Origin of the sequence: Cryobacterium sp., from assembly GCF_026786305.1 — a bacterium.
In the GTDB taxonomy this organism is placed as follows: domain Bacteria; phylum Actinomycetota; class Actinomycetes; order Actinomycetales; family Microbacteriaceae; genus Cryobacterium.
The window spans coordinates 37,852-58,045 of sequence record NZ_JAJAYI010000064.1 but is presented as its reverse complement, the minus strand read 5'-3'; the positions used below and the strand labels follow the sequence as shown (position 1 = coordinate 58,045).

19 protein-coding genes, 1 tRNA gene and 1 pseudogene are annotated in these 20,194 nt (G+C 63.7%); 7 read left to right on the top strand and 14 right to left on the bottom strand.

The genetic code is table 11. From position 1 onward, the window contains the following. Nucleotides 1-78 precede the first annotated feature (78 nt). From mshC to LH475_RS06985, 3 genes are read right to left on the bottom strand one after another with little or no spacing between them, the layout of a single operon-like run. Complete coding sequence (mshC, locus tag LH475_RS06995) at nucleotides 79-1,389, bottom strand: cysteine--1-D-myo-inosityl 2-amino-2-deoxy-alpha-D-glucopyranoside ligase (RefSeq protein WP_196844335.1); 1,311 nt, start codon at nucleotides 1,387-1,389, stop codon at nucleotides 79-81. Between the two features lie 43 nt (nucleotides 1,390-1,432). Further along, nucleotides 1,433-2,287 (bottom strand): undecaprenyl-diphosphate phosphatase, encoded by an 855-nt coding sequence (locus tag LH475_RS06990; RefSeq protein ID WP_196844334.1) that lies wholly within the window; start codon nucleotides 2,285-2,287, stop codon nucleotides 1,433-1,435. A 60-nt stretch (nucleotides 2,288-2,347) separates the two neighbouring features. After that, nucleotides 2,348-3,715 (bottom strand): M20/M25/M40 family metallo-hydrolase, encoded by a 1,368-nt coding sequence (locus LH475_RS06985; RefSeq protein ID WP_196844333.1) that lies wholly within the window; start codon nucleotides 3,713-3,715, stop codon nucleotides 2,348-2,350. A 103-nt stretch (nucleotides 3,716-3,818) separates the two neighbouring features. Here LH475_RS06985 and LH475_RS06980 point away from each other — a divergent pair. Beyond that, a tRNA-Leu gene (locus LH475_RS06980) sits at nucleotides 3,819-3,903 on the top strand. A gap of 126 nt (nucleotides 3,904-4,029) precedes the next feature. On the opposite strand, the gene LH475_RS06975 is transcribed toward LH475_RS06980, so the two are convergent. The 4 genes from LH475_RS06975 to LH475_RS06960 all read right to left on the bottom strand — a co-directional run bounded on the left by LH475_RS06975 (nucleotide 4,030) and on the right by LH475_RS06960 (nucleotide 7,536). Further along, nucleotides 4,030-4,905: an ABC transporter permease gene (locus LH475_RS06975; RefSeq protein WP_196844332.1), complete on the bottom strand. Its 876-nt coding sequence runs from the start codon at nucleotides 4,903-4,905 to the stop codon at nucleotides 4,030-4,032. Further along, nucleotides 4,892-5,860, bottom strand: a complete 969-nt coding sequence (locus tag LH475_RS06970; protein ID WP_297413172.1) for an ATP-binding cassette domain-containing protein — start codon at nucleotides 5,858-5,860, stop codon at nucleotides 4,892-4,894. The genes LH475_RS06975 and LH475_RS06970 overlap by 14 nt, the downstream gene beginning before the upstream one ends. Nucleotides 5,861-5,888: 28 nt before the next feature. After that, complete coding sequence (locus tag LH475_RS06965) at nucleotides 5,889-7,055, bottom strand: sigma-E factor regulatory protein RseB domain-containing protein (protein ID WP_297413171.1); 1,167 nt, start codon at nucleotides 7,053-7,055, stop codon at nucleotides 5,889-5,891. Between the two features lie 100 nt (nucleotides 7,056-7,155). Beyond that, a complete protein-coding gene (locus LH475_RS06960; RefSeq protein ID WP_196844329.1) occupies nucleotides 7,156-7,536 on the bottom strand; it encodes a hypothetical protein in 381 nt (126 codons plus the stop codon). Between the two features lie 93 nt (nucleotides 7,537-7,629). Here LH475_RS06960 and LH475_RS06955 point away from each other — a divergent pair, with 93 nt between their 5' ends. Further along, nucleotides 7,630-8,508 (top strand): hypothetical protein, encoded by an 879-nt coding sequence (locus LH475_RS06955; RefSeq protein WP_297413170.1) that lies wholly within the window; start codon nucleotides 7,630-7,632, stop codon nucleotides 8,506-8,508. Between the two features lie 4 nt (nucleotides 8,509-8,512). Here the strand turns inward: LH475_RS06955 and LH475_RS06950 are convergent, their stop codons facing one another. Then, nucleotides 8,513-9,448 (bottom strand): DnaJ domain-containing protein, encoded by a 936-nt coding sequence (locus LH475_RS06950; protein WP_196844328.1) that lies wholly within the window; start codon nucleotides 9,446-9,448, stop codon nucleotides 8,513-8,515. A 133-nt stretch (nucleotides 9,449-9,581) separates the two neighbouring features. On the opposite strand from LH475_RS06950, the gene LH475_RS06945 reads away from it, so the two are divergent. Beyond that, entirely contained in the window at nucleotides 9,582-10,229 is a 648-nt protein-coding gene (locus LH475_RS06945) for a DUF1345 domain-containing protein (RefSeq protein WP_297413169.1), read from the top strand. Between the two features lie 60 nt (nucleotides 10,230-10,289). Here LH475_RS06945 and LH475_RS06940 read toward each other — a convergent pair whose 3' ends face one another. From LH475_RS06940 to LH475_RS06930, 3 genes are all read right to left on the bottom strand, one after another. Continuing rightward, a complete protein-coding gene (locus LH475_RS06940; RefSeq protein ID WP_196844327.1) occupies nucleotides 10,290-10,454 on the bottom strand; it encodes a hypothetical protein in 165 nt (54 codons plus the stop codon). Between the two features lie 106 nt (nucleotides 10,455-10,560). After that, on the bottom strand, nucleotides 10,561-11,271 hold the full coding sequence (locus tag LH475_RS06935) for an SOS response-associated peptidase (RefSeq protein WP_196844326.1): 711 nt from the start codon (nucleotides 11,269-11,271) through the stop codon (nucleotides 10,561-10,563). A gap of 775 nt (nucleotides 11,272-12,046) precedes the next feature. Further along, nucleotides 12,047-12,472: a hypothetical protein gene (locus LH475_RS06930; protein ID WP_196844324.1), complete on the bottom strand. Its 426-nt coding sequence runs from the start codon at nucleotides 12,470-12,472 to the stop codon at nucleotides 12,047-12,049. A 500-nt stretch (nucleotides 12,473-12,972) separates the two neighbouring features. Here LH475_RS06930 and LH475_RS06925 point away from each other — a divergent pair, with 500 nt between their 5' ends. Both LH475_RS06925 and LH475_RS06920 read left to right on the top strand, forming a co-directional pair. After that, entirely contained in the window at nucleotides 12,973-13,809 is an 837-nt protein-coding gene (locus LH475_RS06925) for a DUF3097 domain-containing protein (RefSeq protein WP_196844323.1), read from the top strand. Between the two features lie 310 nt (nucleotides 13,810-14,119). Continuing rightward, nucleotides 14,120-14,323: pseudogene (locus LH475_RS06920) on the top strand (cold-shock protein). Between the two features lie 93 nt (nucleotides 14,324-14,416). Here the strand turns inward: LH475_RS06920 and LH475_RS06915 are convergent. Beyond that, nucleotides 14,417-14,896, bottom strand: a complete 480-nt coding sequence (locus LH475_RS06915) for an Lrp/AsnC family transcriptional regulator (RefSeq protein WP_092107921.1) — start codon at nucleotides 14,894-14,896, stop codon at nucleotides 14,417-14,419. Between the two features lie 106 nt (nucleotides 14,897-15,002). On the opposite strand from LH475_RS06915, the gene LH475_RS06910 reads away from it, so the two are divergent. After that, a complete protein-coding gene (locus tag LH475_RS06910; RefSeq protein ID WP_196844322.1) occupies nucleotides 15,003-16,226 on the top strand; it encodes a PLP-dependent aspartate aminotransferase family protein in 1,224 nt (407 codons plus the stop codon). Here LH475_RS06910 and LH475_RS06905 read toward each other — a convergent pair. Beyond that, complete coding sequence (locus LH475_RS06905) at nucleotides 16,223-18,040, bottom strand: DEAD/DEAH box helicase (protein ID WP_297413168.1); 1,818 nt, start codon at nucleotides 18,038-18,040, stop codon at nucleotides 16,223-16,225. The genes LH475_RS06910 and LH475_RS06905 overlap by 4 nt on opposite strands. 84 nt (nucleotides 18,041-18,124) lie before the next feature. Between LH475_RS06905 and LH475_RS06900 the strand changes: the two genes are divergently transcribed. Then, entirely contained in the window at nucleotides 18,125-18,913 is a 789-nt protein-coding gene (locus tag LH475_RS06900; protein WP_196844320.1) for an SGNH/GDSL hydrolase family protein, read from the top strand. 25 nt (nucleotides 18,914-18,938) lie between these two features. Here the strand turns inward: LH475_RS06900 and LH475_RS06895 are convergent, their stop codons facing one another. Further along, the gene (locus tag LH475_RS06895) at nucleotides 18,939-20,180 is read right to left on the bottom strand and encodes a D-alanyl-D-alanine carboxypeptidase (RefSeq protein WP_196844319.1); all 1,242 of its coding nucleotides are present in this window, start codon (nucleotides 20,178-20,180) and stop codon (nucleotides 18,939-18,941) included. Nucleotides 20,181-20,194: the final 14 nt, after the last annotated feature.

Sequence of the window (20,194 nt, the reverse complement as noted above, 5' to 3'; positions counted from 1 at the left end):
TGTACTGGGGGGGCATCGGCACCAGGCAGGCAGCCGAACGACACGACACGACGCAACTCAACCGTGCGGCATCGCGCGTTACAAGGCGACGCCAAGCAGCGCGCTGATGGCACGATTTAGTAGTGCCGGGTCATCGAGTGGCCCCGCGGCAGCGGCATCGATGAGTTGCATGGCTTGAGGCGTGTCGAGGTCATGGCGAAGTGCCAGCCGCACAGATTGCACGATCGAGGCCGCTGTGCGGGTCGTACCTGCAATATTGGCAGTACCGAGGTTCGTCGCCCTCGATGTTCCAGTCACGACCGCGGTGCCGAAGGCCGCCGCCCACACGGACAGTCGCTCGACGGCTTCGTCTAGAAGAGCTGTCGTCCATTCCCAGTCGGTGCGGTAGTGGCGGGCGAGCAGGGCCAGTCGAATGGCGCGCGGGTCTACATTGTGGGCGCGTAGTCCCGAGACCAGAACCAGGTTGCCGAGCGACTTGCTCATCTTCTCGCCACGATAGGCGACCATGCCGGTGTGGCTGTAGACCCCGGCGAGCGGATGCCCTGACAGCGCTTGCGCGTGCCCGGCACTCATGTCGTGGTGCGGAAAGATCAGATCTGACCCACCCCCCTGCACGGTGAAGTCGGTGCCGAGTTCCTTGAGCGCGATGACCGAACACTCGATATGCCAGCCGGGTCGCCCGGCGCCGACTGCCGATTCCCACGCCGGTTCCCCCGCGCGCGCGGCCCTCCACAACAGCGGGTCGAGGCGGTCACGCTTGCCCGCGCGGTCGGGGTCTCCCCCGCGCTCGGCGAACAGGCGGAGCATACTGACGGGGTCGAGATTGCTCTCCTCGCCGAGCGTCCAGTCGGTACTGGCCTCCGCGGCACGAATATCGAAATACAGGTCAGCGGCGATCGTTCCGTCGGCGCCGCCAATGGCATCGTCCGTGGGCACTGGGTAGGCCAATCCCGCATCCCGGAGCAGCGCGACGGCAGCGGCGACCTCGTCGATAACCTCGGTCACGGCGACGAAGTCATTCGGCGGAATGATGCCGAGCGCCTCCATGTCGGCGCGAAATAGCTCAACCTGCGATTCGGCCAGGTCACGCCAGTCCACGCCGGTGGCGGTCGCCCGCTCGAGGAGCGGGTCGTCGATGTCCGTCACATTCTGGGCGTAGTGCACGCGAAAACCGGCGTCGATCCAGACGCGTTGCAGGGTGTCGAAGGCGAGATACGTGTTGGCGTGGCCGAGGTGGGTCGCGTCGTAGGGGGTGATGCCGCACACGTAGAGGCGAGCCGCATCGCGAGGCCGGGCCAGCACCAGGCTGTCGGTTTTCGTGTCATGGAGCCACGGTGCACTCGACTCGCCGGGGACAGAGACAATATCGGGTCGTTTCCATGCACGCATGGAGCAAGCCTAGCTTTGCTGGGGCACCTGCTTCGCGAGCCGCCTACGCGGAGATGACGTTTGTGCCGAGGAGCACGAACAGCACGATACCGAGGACGATGCGATAGATCACGAATGGCAGAAAACTGCGCTTGGAAATGTAATTCATGAAGAAGGCGATCACGCCGAGGGCTACGACGAAGGCGATGACCGTCGCCAGGAGCGTTTCGAGCGGTCCGAATATTTCAGGAGTACAGGTCGTTGCGCCGGCCACACACGGCTCGGCAATGGATTTGTACATTTGGTAAAAGCCGCTGCCAAGTACAGCGGGAATCGCCAGCAGGAAGGCATAGCGGGCGGCTGCGGCGCGCTCGTAGCCCAGGAACAACCCGGCAGTGATGGTGCCGCCCGACCGTGACACTCCGGGGATCAGCGCGAGCGCTTGTGCGAACCCGAAGATCGCGCCGTGGCCGACAGTGATGTCTTGTAGTTGGCGTCGTTTAGCGCCGACGCGGTCGGCAATACCGAGCAGGATGCCGAAGACGATGAGCATGGTGGCGGTGAGCCAGAGCGAGCGCAGCACGGTTTCGATCTGGTCCTGGAACAGCAGGCCGAGAATGATGATGGGCAGCGAACCCAGAATGATCAGCCAGCCCATGCGGGCATCCGGATCCTTCCGAGAGACCTGGCCGCTGAGCGATTTCGCCCACTGGCCGATGATGCGTACGATGTCGCGCCAGAAGAATATAACCACGGCCGCTTCGGTGCCAATCTGGGTGATGGCCGTGAACCGAGCCCCTGGGTCTTCACCGGTACCCAGAAACTGGCCAACGATGGCGATGTGAGCACTCGACGACACCGGAAGAAACTCGGTCAATCCCTGAACCAGGCCCAGAATGATCGCATTCAGATAGTCCACAGGCTTCGCTTTCTTGGAAAGAGCCCACACCAACCAGGGTCGAGCGCGGTGCTCACAGCGTCAATATTTTGATAGCAGATCAGTCAAAACCTGCCTGCCAAACACTAATGCGTCCAGCGGCACCCGTTCGTCCACTCCGTGGAACATTGCAGGAAAGTCCAAGTCATTCGGGAGTCGAAGGGGCGCAAAACCATAACCCTTGATCCCGAGAGTGCTGAGCGCTTTGTTGTCGGTTCCCGCCGACAACAGGTAGGGCAGAACCGGTGCGCCGGGGTCATGGCGCTCCAGTGTGCTCACAACGGCCTCGATCAGCGGTCCGCTGAATTCGGTCTCCAGACCGATGTCGCGGTGCATGGTCACGATCTCGATGTCGGAACCGACAAGCTGCTGAATCTGGGCGAGTACGAGGTCTTCCTCCCCCGGCAGTGAACGGATGTCGATGAGCGCTTCGGCCGTGTCGGGGATGACGTTGTGCTTGTACCCGGCGGTCAGGCCTGTCGGGTTGGCCGTTGTCCGCAGGCTGGCCTGGATGAAGCCAGAAGCGGTTCCGGTGGCCAGGGCGAGTTCGTCGGGGCCGACGCGCTGCGGATCAACGTCGAGAATGCGAGCAATCTCGCCCAGGAGCTGCTCGGTCGTGTCGGTCAGCCGAATCGGCCATTCGTGGCGGCCCAGTTTGGCCACGGCCTCGGCGAGCCGTGTGATGGCATTGGCCGGGTGCATGCGGGAGCCGTGCCCCGCGTCCCCGCGGGCGACGAGCTTGACCCAGATGAGCGCCTTCTCTCCGGTTTGCAGCAGATAGGCGCGTTTGCCGCCGAGCATGATCGAGTATCCGCCGACCTCGCTGATCGCTTCGGTCGCGCCGTCGAACAGGTGGGCGTGATCATTCACGAGAAAGTGCGAGCCGAGCACGCCTCCAGCCTCTTCGTCGGCGAAGAAGGCGATGACGAGGTCGCGTTGGGGCGCACCGTTGGCGCAGATCACGTCCTGCAGGGATGCCAGGATCATTGCGTCCATGTTTTTCATGTCGACCGCGCCACGGCCCCACAGCAGGCCGTCCTTGATGACGCCGGCGAAGGGGTCGACGCTCCAATTGGCCGCGTCAGCCGGCACGACATCGAGGTGACCGTGCACGACCAGGGCGTCCCGGGACGGACCGCGTCCCGTCACCCGCGCCACAACACTGGTCCGGCCCGGTTCGGAATCGAACAGCTCGGGCTTCAAGCCGAGGGCTCGCAGCTTCTCGGCAACGTACTCGGCCGCATCCGTTTCGCCGTTGGAACGGCCCCCACCATAGTTCGTGGTGTCAAACCGAATGAGATCACGCGCGATTTCGGCGGTCAGGTCGAGTTTCTGTGGGGCATCTGTGGGCGACGTACCCGCTGTATCAGCGGGACTAGCTGCCGTGGGCACGTTCGGGGAGGAAGCCATGATCAAACGCTACCCGTCGTCACGGGCACAGTGACACAACCGGGGTTCTAATCCATGCTAAGTTATTACCTCGGCAGCCGGTTCGTCCGGAGGCCTTCACCCAGTCCGGGTGGCGGAATTGGTAGACGCGCTGGCTTGAGGTGCCAGTGCCCGTTAAGGGCGTGTGGGTTCAATTCCCATCTCGGACACGGAGATTTCTTTCGGGAGATCAACGAGGACTGGTTGAGACAGTTCACAGGGCCGGATCCCAGGGATCCGGCCCTGTCTCGTTAATCCGATTCGATAGTGACGGCACCATTGGCCGGGTAATGATTTCAGGACAAAATATCCTTGGTCACGAACCTGCTGTAGGCCAAGGCACCGAAAACGGCCAGGTAGCAGAGCTGAACGATCGCGTTCTGGCCAAACGAGCCCAGATCGAGGGGCTGCCGCAGCAGGTCGGCAAATCCGAGCCAGTAATGGCTGAACAGCCACGGGTGTAGCCACGACAGTTGCGGAATGACGTCGAGGATCTGCGCTACTACCGACACCACGATTGTCGCCGCCATCGCCCCGACGGGAACATCGGTGAGCGTGGAGATGAAGAGCCCAATCATGGACAGGCCCAGCAGAGACACGGTGACATAGGCGGCCACCAGCAGTGAGCGTAACAGGGACTCGGTCACACTGATGGTGTCGCCAGACAGCAGGGTGACCGGGCCGACCGGGAAAAGGGCGGCGCCGATGAGCGCTCCGGACACCGTAAGAGTCAACGTTGCCACCAGGCAGAACAGGGCGGCACCGACGTACTTGACCAGCAGCAGCCGCACCCGGCCGGCTGGTGCCACCAGAAGGTAGCGTAGAGTACCGAGGCCGGCTTCCCCGGCAATGGTGTCTCCGGCGACCACACCGATGGTGAGTGGCAGAAACAGCGGGATGGCGACGACCATCGCGGTGAAGCCGACAAATAGACCATTCTGTGTCACTCGGTCAAGAAATGGCGGGCCCTCCCCCGGCGCGAGCGTCGACGACGACAAACGCACCGCAACGGCGAGCAGGATCGGGATGAGCGCGACGGCGACCAGCATGGCCCAGGTACGTCGGCGGCGAAATAGCACCGAAATCTCGGAACCGAGCAGGTCCCATCCTCCTCCGCGGCGCGCGGGGTTCACGCTGCCCGGCACCGAGGGCAGAACTTCACTGGACGACATCAAAACCCTCCCCGGTCAGTGCGACGAAACGTTCTTCCAAGCTCGGCTCTTCGATGGCGAAACCGCGAATGCGCACCCCACCGGCCACGAGGGCCGTCACGATGGCCTCCGGCTGCCAGCGGGTGCTGATGAGCGGCGCGACGACGACCGGGTCAGCAGCATCGATCGCCCTGCGTGCCGGCTCCAGCCCGAGATGGGTGAGCACGCGCATGGCGCCTGCGGCGTCCGGTGTGCGCACGAGGACCCGGGTCTCACCGACCTGCCGCAGCGCGGCCAACGTGCCCTGGGCGACGATGCTACCGACGCTCATCACGGCGGCGTGCGTGCACATCTGCTCGACCTCGGCGAGCAGATGGCTGGAGACGAACACGGTCGTTCCCTCGGCGGCCAGGGAGCGCACGAGGCTGCGCACCTCCCGGGTGCCCTGGGGGTCGAGGCCGTTCGTGGGCTCATCGAGTATGAGCAGCTCCCGCGGCAGCAGCAGGGCGTTGGCTAGGCCGAGTCGCTGCTTCATTCCGAGCGAATACGCGTGCACTTTCTTGTCGGCCGCATGGGAGAGGCCCACCCGCTCCAGGGCTAGCTGCACCCGTGCCCGGCGGGTACCGCTCGGTGCATGCCGATCAGCGGTGTCGAGCCGCCAGAGGTTCGCCAAACCTGAGAGAAAGGGATAGAACGCCGGGCCTTCGACGAGGGCACCCACGTGGGGCAGCACCTCATGCAGTCGGGTTGGCATGCTCTGGCCGAGTACGGCGATGGTGCCGCTCGTTGCCTGGGTGAGTGCCAGCAGCATGCGAATGCTCGTGGTCTTGCCCGAACCGTTTGGACCCAGAAAGCCAAAGACCGATCCGCGGGGAACCGCAAGGTCAATGCCGTTCACTGCGGTCTGCGTGCCAAACCGCTTCGTCAGACCCCGGGTCTCGATTGCGAGGTCGAGAGCCGGGGGTTGACCGGTCACAGTGTGGCGCGACGCACTGCGATAGAGATCACTCGGCGGCTGCCTGGAGCCTGGCGAGCGGAACAGCGCCGGCGAAAACGCGACCGTCGGTGGCCAAGAAGACCGTCACGAGGGACGTTGTCAGGGCCCGACCGCCGCCGACAGCCGTGGTGACCTGTTCGACCATGAGGTTCTTGCTCAGTTCGGCTGGTACGGCGGCCGCGGGCACCTCGACGATGCTGGACCAACCGGTTCCCGTGACGACCGGAACCTCACCCGCTGCCGTGCTGCGGCCGCCCGCGTGATCAGCGGTAGCGCCGTCGGGCATCGCCGGAAGGGCTTGCTCCGTCACCGTGGCGCCGGCGGGCGGCACGAAGTCAAACAGGTCGGTGTTCGGAGCTGCGAAGTTGATGGCGGTAAAGCCAACCTGCAGAGCCGGCGCGCTCTGGCCCTCCGCAAGCACGGTCACCTGCAGGGGCAGGCCGGTCTCGGAGTCGACAGCGATAGAAACGGATGCGACGAGAGTGTCAGCCGTTTTCGGTTTCAGCACCAACTGGTACACGCTGCGCCCGGCAACCCGGGCGTCGGTCCCGACCGACACCGTCGTGCTCGGGTCGAGTTCGCTCAGGAAGCGTTCGGCGAGCTGGGAAGGCGTTGAAAGGTCAGTGGGCAGTTGCGATTCCAGCTCGGTGAATTTCGCTTGGGCGCTAGCGGCGAGATCGGTCGGAAGGCTCAGATGGTTCGCCGCGTTGCTGCTTGAGTCGTACAGCCAGACATCGCTGCCGTTATGCACGACGTCGCGTTCAGCCAGGCGGTCCTTGACCTGCACGCGGGACTGGTCCTGGCCGCCGATAAACACTCGAAACTCGTGGGAGCCACTGAGCAAGTCGAGTGCCGTGGTCAGCGCGCCGGTGGACGACACCGCGGTCGCGCCGTCGGTCGTGCCTTTCGGCGCACCTTCCGTCATGGATTTTTGCATAGATTCAGTCATACCCGGGCTGACGTCCAGTGGGGGGAGTCCGAGATCAGAGGATTGAACGACCGTTCCGGAGAAGGTCGACACGGTGCTGTCGTTCACCAGGAGGAGAACCTGCTCGGGTGTTTTGTCGGGCAGATCGACGGCGGCGCCGGCCTGAAGAGGCACGGCGATCACCGCGGCGACGACGACCGCCGGTACGAGGAAGGCGGGAAGCCATTTCACAGAATTATGAGACATGTTCAACGACCTCTTGCAGTCAGATTCATACTGTGATCGTACGCCCCCAGGGTGCTCGCCAGCTGCGAGATCAGTGTATTTTCAGGTACCGCAACGGTCGTCAGGCGGGTGCGCTCTGGACTGTACCCTCGTCGGTGATGCCGATGAACTGGCTGCCGATGCCGTCGCACTCGGTGCGGCCGAAACCGGCGGCCGGCTCGGGCAGCTCGTCGAAGCCATGATTTGAGCAACTGATATAGGTGAACTTCGGCCACCACTTTTTCGGGCGGACGGCTTCGGTATAGCCACAGATCGTGCAGGTGAGCTGAACCCAGACGGGCTTCGTACCGGTGCGATTAGCGCGCGACTGCACCAGCCAGACCGGCGGTTCCGCCTCGAGTTTGGCGAGCTGTCCCTCGCTGAGGCGCGAGGGAATTCCGTGGCGTGCCGCCATTTCCAGCGGAATGTCCAGGCGTAGTGCTGCTTCTCGTCGCGTAATCATCTCAGACAACGATAGGCGTTTGCGTAGTTGGCCGTAGCCTCCGCTGGCCGTCACCGCCTGATTCGGCGCCGACCGTTATGGGACAATAGCGAAATGCCTACGCCTGTGTCCCCGCTCGGACTGCTCCTCGACGTTGACGGTCCGCTTGCCAGCCCGGTCACTCGCACTATTGCTACGCCAAGCATTCTGAGCGACCTGATCACCCTCGCGGCCGGACACGTGCCGATCGCCTTCATCACCGGACGGTCAGCCGACTTCATTCGCGAGCAGGTCGTTGCCCCGCTCGTGGCGGTCGGGCTTCCCGAGACCTTTCGCATGTACGGCGTCTGTGAGAAGGGCGCGGTGTGGTTTCCGATCGGGCCGGGCGGAATGGGTGAGGTGATGGTCGACCGGGCCGTCGCCCTGCCGACGGCTGTCATCGAGGAGGTGCGCAAGGTGGTCACGGAGTCGTTTGCGAACGAAATGTTCTTCGACGAGACCAAGCAGGCAATGATCTCGGTCGAGCAGCGCACCGACGTCAGCCATGAGGACTTTCTCGCCCGCCAACCCGAATTCAACGCCGCCGCATTCGCCATCCTGGTCAAACACGGGCTCGGCGTTCGCTTCGACGATCAGGAGGCTACCGATAGGTGGGGCGAGATTCCGTTTCGGTTGGATGCCACGATCATCTCGACCGATATTGAATCGGTCACGCTCGATAAGGACCATGCCGCGAAACGCGCGCTCGCCTACTTCGCGCAGAGCGGTCCGCTGCCCCGGCTGTGGCGTTCGGTGGGCGATTCCCGCAGCGACTACCGTATGGCTGACCACCTGCATGAAGCCGGCTACGACGTGTCTCATGTGGACGTGCGGCCGTCTGATGGAATTCTGGACCGACCGTACCCGGTCATCGTGATCGGCGACCAGATTCACGATGAGGCCGGGGCTACGTTCCTGCACTATTGGGTCGAGAAACTGGCGCTGCCCGACTGACCGTTTAGGTGTTGACGAAGCGGATGCCGTTCTGGAGGGTGCTGCGCAGCTCGAAGACCTTCTCGAAGCTGCCGCGTTCCATGCCGGCCAATCCGTCGCGCAGCACTCCGACGAGGCGTGACCGCGGGATGACGATGATCATCGGTCGCCGACCGCGTTTGGGCAGCGACACGGGGGCGTCGAGCGCCCGGTCGGGTAGTACGACGATGAGCGCGGTGAAGCGCACCTTGAAGGCCCGGGTGATCATTCGGGCGGCGTCGTCGAACTGGCGGATCGGTCGGTCCTCCTCGGGCAGCTCGTCGCCGACCAGCTCCCCGCGGAGCAGCTGAACCGGGCCGCCCCAGTCCTCGGAGAGAATGCCGAACAGTCCAGCCGGGCCGAGAACGATGTGGTCGATTTTGTCGGTCTGGCCGCCGGTGTCAACGTCATGCCAGGCGGTGAAACCGATGCCGAGGTTCGCCACGAGCTGGGCGGTGGCCTCTTCGGCGAAAGCCTTGGCGAGGCAGTGGCGCACGAGTCGCGGGGCGCTGCGGATGAGGGCGGGGGCGTACGGGTCGTCGATGACCGTACCGCGGCCGGCCCATTCGCGCACTAAATCGAGGTATCTCAGCCTCGCCTGGCCGCCAGGGTGACCGTGCATGCGGGTTTTCAGGCTGGATTTCGTGGCCGGGCCGCTGGCGGAGGGGGCGGCGTAGGCATCCCCTGGGGCAGTCTGCTCGGGGTTATCAAAGCGTCGATGATCGTAGGCGGCCCGACTTTCGGGGCTGCCAATGCGCTCCCAAGCGAGCTGCACGGCGTGAAATTCGGTCGCGGTGCCGCCGACATCAGGGTGGGTTTGGCGCAAGAGCAACCGGTAAGCGCGACGCAGCTCATCGTCGGTCGCGGTTGGACTCACGCCAAGAACCTCGTAGGGGGTGGATGCGGCCGGGCTGTCTTGCATCCTGGGCGGGACCTTTCCGTGTTCGGGTAATCGGTGCGAAATCGATTGGACATCAACATTACCGCGCGATTCTGTTACCGGGCCGACGGTTCCTGCTGCGGTTGACCGGACCATTGTGTGCCACGATCGGCCTGTGACCATTCCACTTGCACACCTGCACCGGTACAGCACCCGGCTCGTCGTCATGCTCGTGGTCGGGATAGTCGTGGGTGTGGCGGCAGGGCTACCGGGTGACTGGGCCCTCGCGGTGATCCTCGGTTGGGCGGCCGCCTGCGTGACCTACATCGGCTGGGTCTGGATCGTCATCGGCCGTCAGGATGCGGACTCGACGGCCAGTCACGCGATCCGCGAAGATCCGTCGCGGGGCGCCTCGGAATTTCTCATTCTTTTCGCCGGGCTTGCAAGCCTGGGTGCGATCGTCGTATTGCTGCTCGGCACCCCCGCGACCTCGGGGTCGCAGCGCGGGCTGCTGGCCGGGGTGGCCATTGCGAGCGTTGCCCTGTCCTGGGTTCTCGTGCACACCCTGTTCACTCTGCGCTACGCGTCGCTGTATTACAGCGACTCCCCTGGCGGCATCGATTTCAACCAGACCGAAGCGCCGCGGTACAGCGACTTTGCCTACCTGGCCTTCACAATCGGTATGACCTATCAGGTCTCAGACACGAGTATTCAAAATCACTCGCTGCGGATGACGACGCTGCGCCACGCGCTGCTGTCGTTTCCGTTCGGCTCGGTGATTCTGGCCACGCTCATCAACCTCGTGGCTGGGTTGTTGCACTAGCCGCCCGCCCGCGTGAAACGTGACGGGCGCTGGAGGGGCCTTGGGGCCGGCTGGTTCGGCTTAGTCGCGCACCAGGTGAAACGGGATCGCCATGGCGACGGACACGCACAGGATTCCGCCGATGAAAATCGGCGCCATCAGGGACGTGGCAGAGAAGGCCAGGCCGAACAGCCAGAAACCGAAGACGAAGATCGCAAACGCGACGATGAAGGCGACAATGTGCATGGGTGATCCTTTCACGGCAGCGCCCGCGGAATTTCGTCACGTCACTGCTTCGAGCGTACGTAGTTGATCGTACTGATTCGAGCGTACCGGTTAGGGCCGGGTGCATTTACATCGAATCGTTGTTGACCGGCTCGATCAGTTCTGGGCCGTTACCTGTTACCGGGGTGACCTCATAGAAGTTGAGTGACTCTACGACCTGGCGGGAGGCCACCACGGCTGAATCGACCAGTAGTTGGTCGCCCTCGGTCCGCGGATCCAGCCACTGGTCCCACCATTCCTCCGGCAGGGCGACTGGTGTGCGGTCGTGAATCCGCGCCAGCGGACCGACGGCGTCCGTTGTCAGAATGGTGGCGGACAGCACCCAGCGGGCCGGATCGTTATCGGCTGCGGCCGGATTCTTCCACCAGGAATACAAACCTGCGAAGGCGAGCGGCAGGCCATCGTCGGAGTGGATGAAGTACGGAGTCTTCACCGTGCCCTCGGTGTGCCACTCGAAGTAGCCTGTTGCCGGAACCAGGGCACGTCGTGACCGCACGGATGCCTTAAAGGTCGGTTTCTCGGCAACGGTTTCGGCCCGAGCGTTGAAGGTAGAGAATTTCGAGGTCGGTTCCGTCGCGAACGACGGGATCAATGACCAGCGGGCCGATTCCAGCCGGCGGACGGCCGGGTCGGTTCTCGCGGATTCGAGCACGATCGGAATCTGCTCGGTCGGCCGAATATTCCACGACGGTTCCGGCAGGTTTTCCCCCTCATGTTCGACATCGAACATGGCAGCCAGATCGGGCGCTGTATCGGTAATGATAAATCGACCACACATGCCTTTAGAATATCGGGTTGTGTTTCACCGTCGTATTTTCCGGTGCAGCAATGCGGTGGATGGGATTATGGGGCCCGCGTTCGCGACCTTAGGCTCTTGACCTACTGGCACGTGCGTTCGATAGTGATGGATGTCGAACGTGACAGCGGGAACTCATCGCCCTGCCGTTGGCAGGGCCACTCTGGATGGCAGCACACTGCTGAGCACATCAGGCCACTGAGCTGTTGCACTCGCGTATTGACGGTCCGCATGCCAGTGACCTTTCGGTGTTGTTCGTCATGTTCGATGACGATGGCGACGGTTTTGCCGGCGCCGACCTCCCCGGTGATCACGCCGAGATGACGTTGGCTCCGCACCAATCGATGCGGGCGACCGCTTCCCACTGTGACGGGTGCGCGTGCAGGGCCTGCGACGGACCATCACGACTGAATGGCGTGCACGTGAAACCGTAATGGGTTTAAAGCAGGCGGACGATACGCATTCGAAGACGACCGTCCGGGCTGCAGCGGGTGTGGCCGCCGGTAGTGGCGGGGTGGGCATCGTGTCGAAGCTGATCGAGTGGACCTTCAGGGCCGCCTTGTGGCGAATCTCAGAAAAGAGCGGGTAATCGTCGACCGAGGACGCGTGTACCGCGCGGGCATCAGCGTCTTTGACAGCGTTGACGGCTTTGCTGTGAACGTGACGTTTGATCTCCAACAGCACCGCTTCGGCTGCGGGAACACCGTTGCCGGCGGAGACGGTCATCGGCCCGGCCAGATCGAACGGCGAGCCGTTGTTAACGTAAGAAAGTTCCGGGAACGCCGCGGGCTTGCAGGCCATCACCCACCCCGAGCTCGTTCGGATAGTCCGCTTCGAACCGGCCGCACACCTCCCCGTTCCCCGTCGGAATGTGCAGCGTGCCACAGTGACGCAGTAACACTGATTCCGACGACGCATCCCCGAGAGTGTCGGCCATGATGCGGCGGATCTGATCCGCTGTGCGCGCCGAGCGTTCCAGCTTCACCGTCGCCTCCAACTCGAGGATCTGCGCCGAAGTGAGCGCTCCCTGCGCGCGGGATTTCGGCTTGAGACCATAAAGCCCTCGCGGTGCCAAGCGCGAATTGGCCTGCTGCGGGGACTTCAAACCGCGGAACCAATGGATTCTCTGACGCTGGCAGGGCTGGCTGCTGATGACCATAATGATGCCGACGCACTCTGACATCGACCCTGCCATCCTCTGCCTCACAACGCCCGTCGCGCTCCGCAGTGTCATCAACGCCGCAATGTCATCAACTCCGCAGTGTCATCAACGCCGCAGTGTCATCAACGCCGCAGTGTCATCAACTCCGCAGTGTCATCAACTCAGTACCATCAACGATCGAGGAAGAACCAACACCCGATCCGGCACACGCGGGACCGGCTCGGGCAGGAGAACGGCCGTTGTATCGAAGGCGGGGTGTGCTCACCCACCGCCAGCGCCCCACCACCGCGAATGGAGTGACATTCATCAATCTGGATGACGAGACCGGAACGCTCGACGTCATCGCGGGATCGGTGTCTGGAATCGCTTCCGGCGCATCGCCCGCGAATCCCCGGCTCTCATCGTGCGCGGCGTGCCCGAACGCTCGCCGGAAGAAGTGATCAACGCGGTGGTCTATAAATTTGATCCACGCACCGTGGTCGTGCAGACCATGTCGCAGGACTTCCGCTAGCGTCAATGCAATGGACGATCGATACAGTGCAGACGTGCTCTCCCCCGGTTGGCGTGAGGCCGGCCGCATTACGATTCCGACGCAGGAAGCCACTCGTGACCTGGTCGTCGAAGAAGTCGCCACCGGATTTTGCGGTGCCGTCCTACGAGTGGAAAAAAAAATCGTCACGCTGGAAGATCGGCACGGCACGCTGCGACTGTTTCCGCTCGGCTCCGGTTTTCTGATCGACGGCCGTCCCGTCACCCTGGTTGCTCCGACGATGGCTGCGGCACTGGGGCGGACGCGCACGGCCTCGGGGTCGACAGCCGTACCCAACGCACCCGCTCGTGTCGCCCGCGCCAGCCGCATTTTTGTCGAGGGACGGCACGATGCCGAACTGGTTGAAAAGGTTTGGGGCGCCGACCTGCGTATCGAGGGCGTCGTTGTGGAATACATCGAAGGAGTCGACAACCTCGACGAAATGCTCCGCGAATTTCGTCCGGGTACGGGACGCAGGGTGGGGGTACTGGTAGACCACCTCGTCCCCGGATCCAAGGAGAGCCGCATTGCCGACGCCGTGGCACTCGGGCCGTTCGCAGCGAACGTGCTCGTCGTTGGGCATCCGTTCATCGACGTCTGGCAATCGGTGAAGCCTGCCCGGGTGGGCCTCACTGCCTGGCCCCAGATACCGCGGAGTATTGAATGGAAGCACGGCATCTGCGACGCGCTCGGCTGGCCGCACGATGAGCAGGCTGACATCGCCCGGGCGTGGCAGCGCATTCTTGGGCAGGTGCGCACGTTTGCGGATCTCGAACCGCAACTTCTGGGACGAGTGGAACACCTGATCGACTTCGTGACAGCCGAATAACTCATTTACATCAGCTCTCGAAAATTTCATGGAGCGCGAAGTGGGCAGTGGTAGACCCGGAGTTCACCTATTTTTTTCCAGCAAACGTAACGCTTTCGTGTCAAAAAGGTCGGGAATTCCTAAACAATCCAGACTTGTGGGCTAGTGTTGGATACGAAGTTGTAGTGCTTGCACGTCTTAAACGTACTGATTGTGATTCATCTGGATCGCAGCTGGTGCGCCACATTCCTTTCGGAAGCGGACGACGAATACCGCGACGAACGGTCCCGACAGTCGGGGCCGATCTAACACTCCTGGAGGAGTTTTACAAATGGCAACAGGTACCGTGAAATGGTTCAACGCTGAAAAGGGCTTCGGCTTTATCGCACCCGACGACTGAAGCGCCGATGTTTTCGCGCACTACTCCGCGATCGCGTCGAATGGCTACAAGTCCCTCGATGAGAACCAGAAGGTCGAGTTCGAGGTAACCCAGGGCCCCAAGGGTCCTCAGGCCGAGAACATCCGCGCCCTCTAAATAGAGCTTGCGAAGAACGCCTCCCGCTTCGGCGGGAGGCGTTCTTGTTTAAACCATCGACACCAACCGACTGTTGGCCCGGCCGATGCCGACCTACTTCACCAGATCTTGCCACCCGTCACCGTCGACGTACTCAAAGATCAGATTCGTCTCGGTGTGGGCGACGGCGGGATGCTCCGCGAGGTGTTCCAGCACAAAATCACGCAGATGAGACGCATCCGCTGCGGCCACGTGCAACAGGTAGTCGTCAGCACCGGCGGTGTGGAACAGTCCGATCACGCCGGGCCAGTGCGGGGCAGCATTACGGAAGTCGTCGATCTGCACCCGAGCGTGCTTGGCCAGACGCACCGATATGAGCGCCTGCAGGCTTGCGCCGAGCGCGGCCAGGTCGATATTGGCGCGGTAGCCACGAATGTGGCCGAGCTGCTGAAGCCGGCGCAGGCGCAGGGACACGGTGGACTCGGCGACGCCGATTTCGCTCGCCAGGGCTGCCCCCGAGGCCCGGGCATTGACCGACAGGGCGCGCAGCAGGGCGCGGTCAACCCGGTCAAGTTCCGGCTTCTTCGATTCCATCAAGTGACTCCCTCGTTACCAAGGAGTTTATGCGATTCGATGAGATGTTTCGCAAGGGTCTGCAGTGTCACTTGCGCGCAAGCACAGAATCTGTTTCTGTGGGGGCATGCTGCCACCGTTGTCACATATTGAAACCCTTGCCGTGCATGCCGGAATGGACGGCCTCACCGAGGCCGGCGTTCACGTTCCCGGTATCGACCTATCGACCACTAATCCGCTGCGCGGCGTCGAATCGGGTGGTGAGGCGTACGAGAATCTCGCGACCGGAGGAACCCCGAACCCCGGGGATTCCGCGGTCTATCAACGCCTGTGGCAGCCCGGAGTCGCCCGCTTCGAAAGTGCACTCGCGGCGTTGGAGCAGGCCGAGGGAACGGTGGCCTTCGCCACCGGGATGGCCGCCCTCACCGCAACGTTGATCGCGACGGTCACCGCCGGCAAACCCCATATCGCGGCCCTGCGCCCCCTGTACGGCGGAACCGATCATGTCCTGGCGAGCGGGCTACTCGGCACGACGGTGACCTGGACCGATCTCGCCGGCCTGACTGCGGCCATCCGCTCGGATACCGGCCTGGTCATTCTGGAAACGCCCGCCAACCCGACCCTCGAGCTGACGGACATTCGGGCGGTGGTGCACGCCGCCGGCGACGTTCCGGTGTTGGTGGACAACACATTCGCGACCCCGGTCCTCCAGCAACCGCTGCAATCGGGCGCCACGCTGGTGCTGCACAGCGCGACCAAGTTTCTCGGCGGGCACGGCGACGCCATGGGCGGAACTGTCTCCGGCCCCAAGGAGTGGATGGTGCGCCTGCGCCAGGTGCGCGCTCTCACCGGTGGCTTGCTGACGCCGTTCAGTGCCTACTTGCTGCATCGTGGTTTGCGCACGCTGCCGGTGCGGGTGCGGGCTCAACAGGAGACAGCCGGTGAGGTGGCGAGGCGGTTGGCTGGCCACCCCGCGCTGGTTCGAGTGCTCTACCCCGGTCTGCCCGGCCAAGACCCCCAGGGGTTGATCGGGCGCCAGTGTTCCGGAGCCGGGTCGCTCCTGGCACTGGATTTCGGCAGCTATGCGGCGGCCCTGCGATTCACCGAAACGCTTCGCCTGATCACCCATGCTGTGTCTCTCGGCGGGGTCGATTCGCTCGTGCAGCATCCGGCCTCGCTCACGCACCGGCCGGTCGCTGCCGACGCACGCCCGGCCGCCGGCATCGTGCGCATCTCCATCGGGCTGGAACACATCGATGACCTCATGGACGACATTCTGACCGCCCTGCTGGTCGCCCGTGTGCCGGTGGGAGCCGGGACCCCTGGCTGGTCGGCGCAGTCACCGAACTAACTGCGGCCGAGACGGCGCCGGAGCAGGTCGATGCGCATCTGCAGCTGGGTGACGCTGGCCTGGGCGACGGCCGGGCCGCCGCACAGCCGACGCAGTTCGGCGTGGATCATGCCGTGTGGTTCGTTTGCGAGTTTCGACCACATACCCACGAGGCTGGACAGCAGTGTGCGCTGTTCCTTGAGCGTGCGGTAGAGCGGCGGCGGATCGAGCGGGGCGATTTCACCGGTCACCGGATCTTTTCGCTTGTCGGTGGAACGCTTGGACTGCCGAGATTGGCGTTGCCGCAGCAGCTCCGAGACCTGTTCCGGCTCGAGCAGGCCCGGGATGCCGATGAAATCGAATTCCTCATCGGTGCCCGGCTCGGCGAGCTCGCCGAATTCGTCACCGTCGAACATGACCATGTCGAAGGTCGCCTGGGATTCGAGGGCCTGCCAGGTGAAATCGTCTTGGCCCAGGTCGTCGGAGGCTTTGTCTTCTTTGTTGGCCGCGGCGACCATGGCGTCTTCAGGGTTGAACATGCCGTCGTCGCCGTCGTCACGGTTGCTGCGGTCGAGGGCGTGGTCACGTTCCAGTTCGAGCGCGTTGGCGAGGCTGAGCAGCCCGGGAACGTTCGGCAGAAAAATGGATGCCGTCTCACCACGCCGGCGGGCCCGCACGAACCGGCCGATCGCCTGGGCGAAGTAGAGCGGGGTGGCCGCGCTCGTCGCGTACACGCCGACGGCCAGGCGCGGTACATCAACCCCCTCGGACACCATGCGCACGGCGACCATCCAACGACGGGTGTTCTTGGAGAACTCGTCGATGCGATCGCTCGCCTCTTTCTCATCGGACAGCACGATGGTGACCGGCTCACCACAGATGTCCTCCAGAATGACAGCGTAGGCGCGTGCAGTGGTCTGGTCGGTGGCAATGACGAGACCACCGGCATCCGGAATGCCGTGCCGCACCTCGGTCAGCCGGGAATTCGCGGCGCGCAGCACGGCGGGAATCCACTGCCCGCTCGGTTCGAGTGCGGTGCGCCAGGCCTGGCTCGTGATGTCCTTGGTGTTACCCTCGCCGAGCTTGGCTTCCATCTCGTCACCGGCCCGGGTTCGCCACTTCATATGCCCGGCGTACACCATGAACATCACCGGGCGCACGACGCCGTCAGAGAGGGCGCGGCCGTAACCGTAGGCATAGTCGCTCTGGGACATGCGGATGCCATGTTTGTCGGGCAGATAGCTGACAAACGGAATCGGCGAGGTGTCGGAGCGGAACGGGGTACCGGTCAGTGACAGCCGACGGGTGGCCGGTCCGAAGGCCTCGCGAATCGCGTCGCCCCAACTCAGGGCGTCTCCCCCGTGGTGAATCTCATCGAGAATGACGAGGGTGCGGCTCGACTCGGTGAGCTGCTTGTGCAGCGCAGCGCGAGCGGCCACCTGAGCGTAGGTGACGACGATCCCGTGATAGTGGCTGCCGTAGCTACGGTCGGCATTCTTGAACATCGGATCGAGACGGATGCCCGCGCGTGCTGCCGCATCCGCCCACTGGTTCTTGAGATGCTCGGTGGGGGCCACGACGGTGATGCGGTCGATGGTGCGACGAGAACGCAGTTCGGCGGCGAGGCGCAGGGCGAAGGTGGTCTTGCCGGCGCCGGGGGTGGCCGCGGCCAGAAAGTCGCGTGGCTCGTGCACAAAATAGGCTTCTAGCGCCTCGGCCTGCCAGGCGCGCAGCTTACCGGCGGTACCCCAGGCCGCACGTTCGGGGAAGGACGGCGACAGGTGTTCGGCTGCACGTGTTCCCTGTGCGGGACCGAAAACCGATGGAGTATTCACTTCTGCTAAATCTACCAAAGCCCATCGGCCTTCGCGTGCGTCACTGGGTTCGACCAGGGAGGGGTGTTCCGACAGAATGGTTTGATGACAAAGCAACAGCATCCATGGTCGCGCTATGTCGCGCTCGGTGATTCGTTTACCGAGGGCATCGGCGATCCTGAGGAGCAGAGCCCCGGCGGACACCGGGGCTGGGCTGATCGAGTCGCCGAAATCTTGAGTGACGGCACCGAGGATTTTGCCTATGCCAACCTTGCCGTGCGAGGCAAACTCATTCGGCAGATTGCCGAGGAACAGATTGCGCCGGCCTTGGCCTTGCGCCCGGATCTCATCACCATCTCGGCCGGCGGCAATGACGTGATTCGCCCCGGTACCGACCCGGATTTCATTGCGAGCCGCTGTGAGGAAGCAATTTCCCGGTTGAGCCAGGACGGTGCCACGATCGTCTTGTTCACCGGTGCCGACGTGGGCTTCTCCCCCGTTTTTCGCAGCATTCGCGGCAAGGTCGCGATCTACAACGAGAACTTGCGGGCCATCGCCACGAACTACGACTGCATCGTGGCCGATATGTGGCAGCTGACCGAGATCCAGGACCCGCGCATGTGGGCCCCGGACCGACTGCACCTGAACGCGCTCGGCCACCATACGGTAGCGCGCATGGTGCTGGCGACCCTCAATGTGAAGAATTCTCTCGAACCGAGCGCACCCGAGCCGATGCCCGGCACCAGCTGGCGTCAGGCTCGCACCGAAGACTTCGCTTGGGCGCGGGAATACCTCGTACCCTGGGTGCTGCGGCGGGTGCGTCACCAGTCGTCCGGCGACCACGTACTGCCCAAACGCCCCGACGCCGGCCCTTTCGCCCTGCCGCCGGTCTGAGCGGGTGCGCCGGTTGAGAGCGCGGTCAGCCTGCGGCGAGTTCGCCGGGGTGCCCCATGCGCCAGGCCGGGCCCGGATCGGTGAGGCTGTGCTTCAGTTCGAGCGGCACCGTCACGGTTGTGGGAGTTGCTGCGCCGATCGTGAAGGACACCGTGCCCACCTCGTCGCCGGCGCGGCCGAGCTGTACCTCGGCCGCCATCGCGGCGCCGGTGATCGGTGAGTCCGACCAGACCAGAACGGATGCCGCCCGTTCGGCGACAATGTCGCTCACGTCACCCCACTGGGTCGTGTAACTGCCGAACACAGCACCTTCCTCGGCCAGGACGACGTCGTGGAAGCCGGGCTGCACGCTCTTGATCAGCGCGGAGATCGCAGAATTGAGTTCGGAGTGCGTAGCGCCGCCGAGTACAACGCCAACGAGGGTGACCGTGCTGGTGCCGACCGTGAAATCGGTCGAAAACAACAGACAGGCACCGGCGACATCCGTTGTGCCCGTCTTGATGCCGTCAACACCATCTCGGCCGAGCAACTTGTTCGTGTTGGTGATGGAGCCGATCAGAGGCAGGACCGCGGACGGTAAGGCCACGATTTCGGCCAGGGCCGGGTGACCGACCACGAGTTTGCCGATCTCGACGAGATCGGCTGGGCTGCTCACGCTCAGCGTTGATAGGCCGCTGGTGTCGGCGACGCTGGTCTGGGTCAGGGCGTTGTCGGCTAGCCAGGTTGTCGCGGCCGCCAGATAGTTGTCCACAGATCCGTACGCCCATACCGCGAGGGACGCCGCATAGTTGTTCGCCGAGGGCAGCAGCATTGCCTCAAAGGCCTGACGCTGAGTGAGCACCATTCCGGACACGACGGGAGCCACCGAACCGTTTTCGGCGATCACGTCGTAGTAGATATCCACGTCGGCGGCGGTGAAGGTGATGTCAGGCCCGGTTTCACCGGCGCCGATCGGCTTCGCATCGAGGATGACGAGGGCGGTGATCATTTTGGTGATGCTCGCGATCGGCACCGTGTCCTGCTGGCCGCTCGAGGCCAGGACACCGGGAAAACCGACCGCGCCGAACGCGCTCTCGCCGAAGGCCGGCCAAGTCGGTGCGGCGACCGGCTGGGTCAGAGCGACCGGCTGCACGAGGGCTGCGGCGCTCGCCGGCACAGGGGCCAGGTTGGTGGCGCCGACATAACCCACTCCGCCCACCACCACGAGAAGGACACTGACGACGGCGAGTCGCCGCCGTCGGAGAAGAACGCGCCGGGAAGGGGACATTCGTTCAGCCTAAC

What these genes read in the sequence shown, in the direction of transcription:
- mshC (WP_196844335.1), bottom strand. Translation starts at nt 1,389, where the DNA reads ATGCGTGCATGGAAACGACCCGATATTGTCTCTGTCCCCGGCGAGTCG.
- LH475_RS06985 (WP_196844333.1), bottom strand. Translation starts at nt 3,715, where the DNA reads ATGGCTTCCTCCCCGAACGTGCCCACGGCAGCTAGTCCCGCTGATACA.
- LH475_RS06975 (WP_196844332.1), bottom strand. Translation starts at nt 4,905, where the DNA reads ATGTCGTCCAGTGAAGTTCTGCCCTCGGTGCCGGGCAGCGTGAACCCC.
- LH475_RS06965 (WP_297413171.1), bottom strand. Translation starts at nt 7,055, where the DNA reads ATGTCTCATAATTCTGTGAAATGGCTTCCCGCCTTCCTCGTACCGGCG.
- LH475_RS06960 (WP_196844329.1), bottom strand. Translation starts at nt 7,536, where the DNA reads ATGATTACGCGACGAGAAGCAGCACTACGCCTGGACATTCCGCTGGAA.
- LH475_RS06955 (WP_297413170.1), top strand. Translation starts at nt 7,630, where the DNA reads ATGCCTACGCCTGTGTCCCCGCTCGGACTGCTCCTCGACGTTGACGGT.
- LH475_RS06950 (WP_196844328.1), bottom strand. Translation starts at nt 9,448, where the DNA reads ATGCAAGACAGCCCGGCCGCATCCACCCCCTACGAGGTTCTTGGCGTG.
- LH475_RS06940 (WP_196844327.1), bottom strand. Translation starts at nt 10,454, where the DNA reads ATGCACATTGTCGCCTTCATCGTCGCGTTTGCGATCTTCGTCTTCGGT.
- LH475_RS06935 (WP_196844326.1), bottom strand. Translation starts at nt 11,271, where the DNA reads ATGTGTGGTCGATTTATCATTACCGATACAGCGCCCGATCTGGCTGCC.
- LH475_RS06930 (WP_196844324.1), bottom strand. Translation starts at nt 12,472, where the DNA reads ATGTCAGAGTGCGTCGGCATCATTATGGTCATCAGCAGCCAGCCCTGC.
- LH475_RS06925 (WP_196844323.1), top strand. Translation starts at nt 12,973, where the DNA reads ATGGACGATCGATACAGTGCAGACGTGCTCTCCCCCGGTTGGCGTGAG.
- LH475_RS06915 (WP_092107921.1), bottom strand. Translation starts at nt 14,896, where the DNA reads ATGGAATCGAAGAAGCCGGAACTTGACCGGGTTGACCGCGCCCTGCTG.
- LH475_RS06910 (WP_196844322.1), top strand. Translation starts at nt 15,003, where the DNA reads ATGCTGCCACCGTTGTCACATATTGAAACCCTTGCCGTGCATGCCGGA.
- LH475_RS06900 (WP_196844320.1), top strand. Translation starts at nt 18,125, where the DNA reads ATGACAAAGCAACAGCATCCATGGTCGCGCTATGTCGCGCTCGGTGAT.
- LH475_RS06895 (WP_196844319.1), bottom strand. Translation starts at nt 20,180, where the DNA reads ATGTCCCCTTCCCGGCGCGTTCTTCTCCGACGGCGGCGACTCGCCGTC.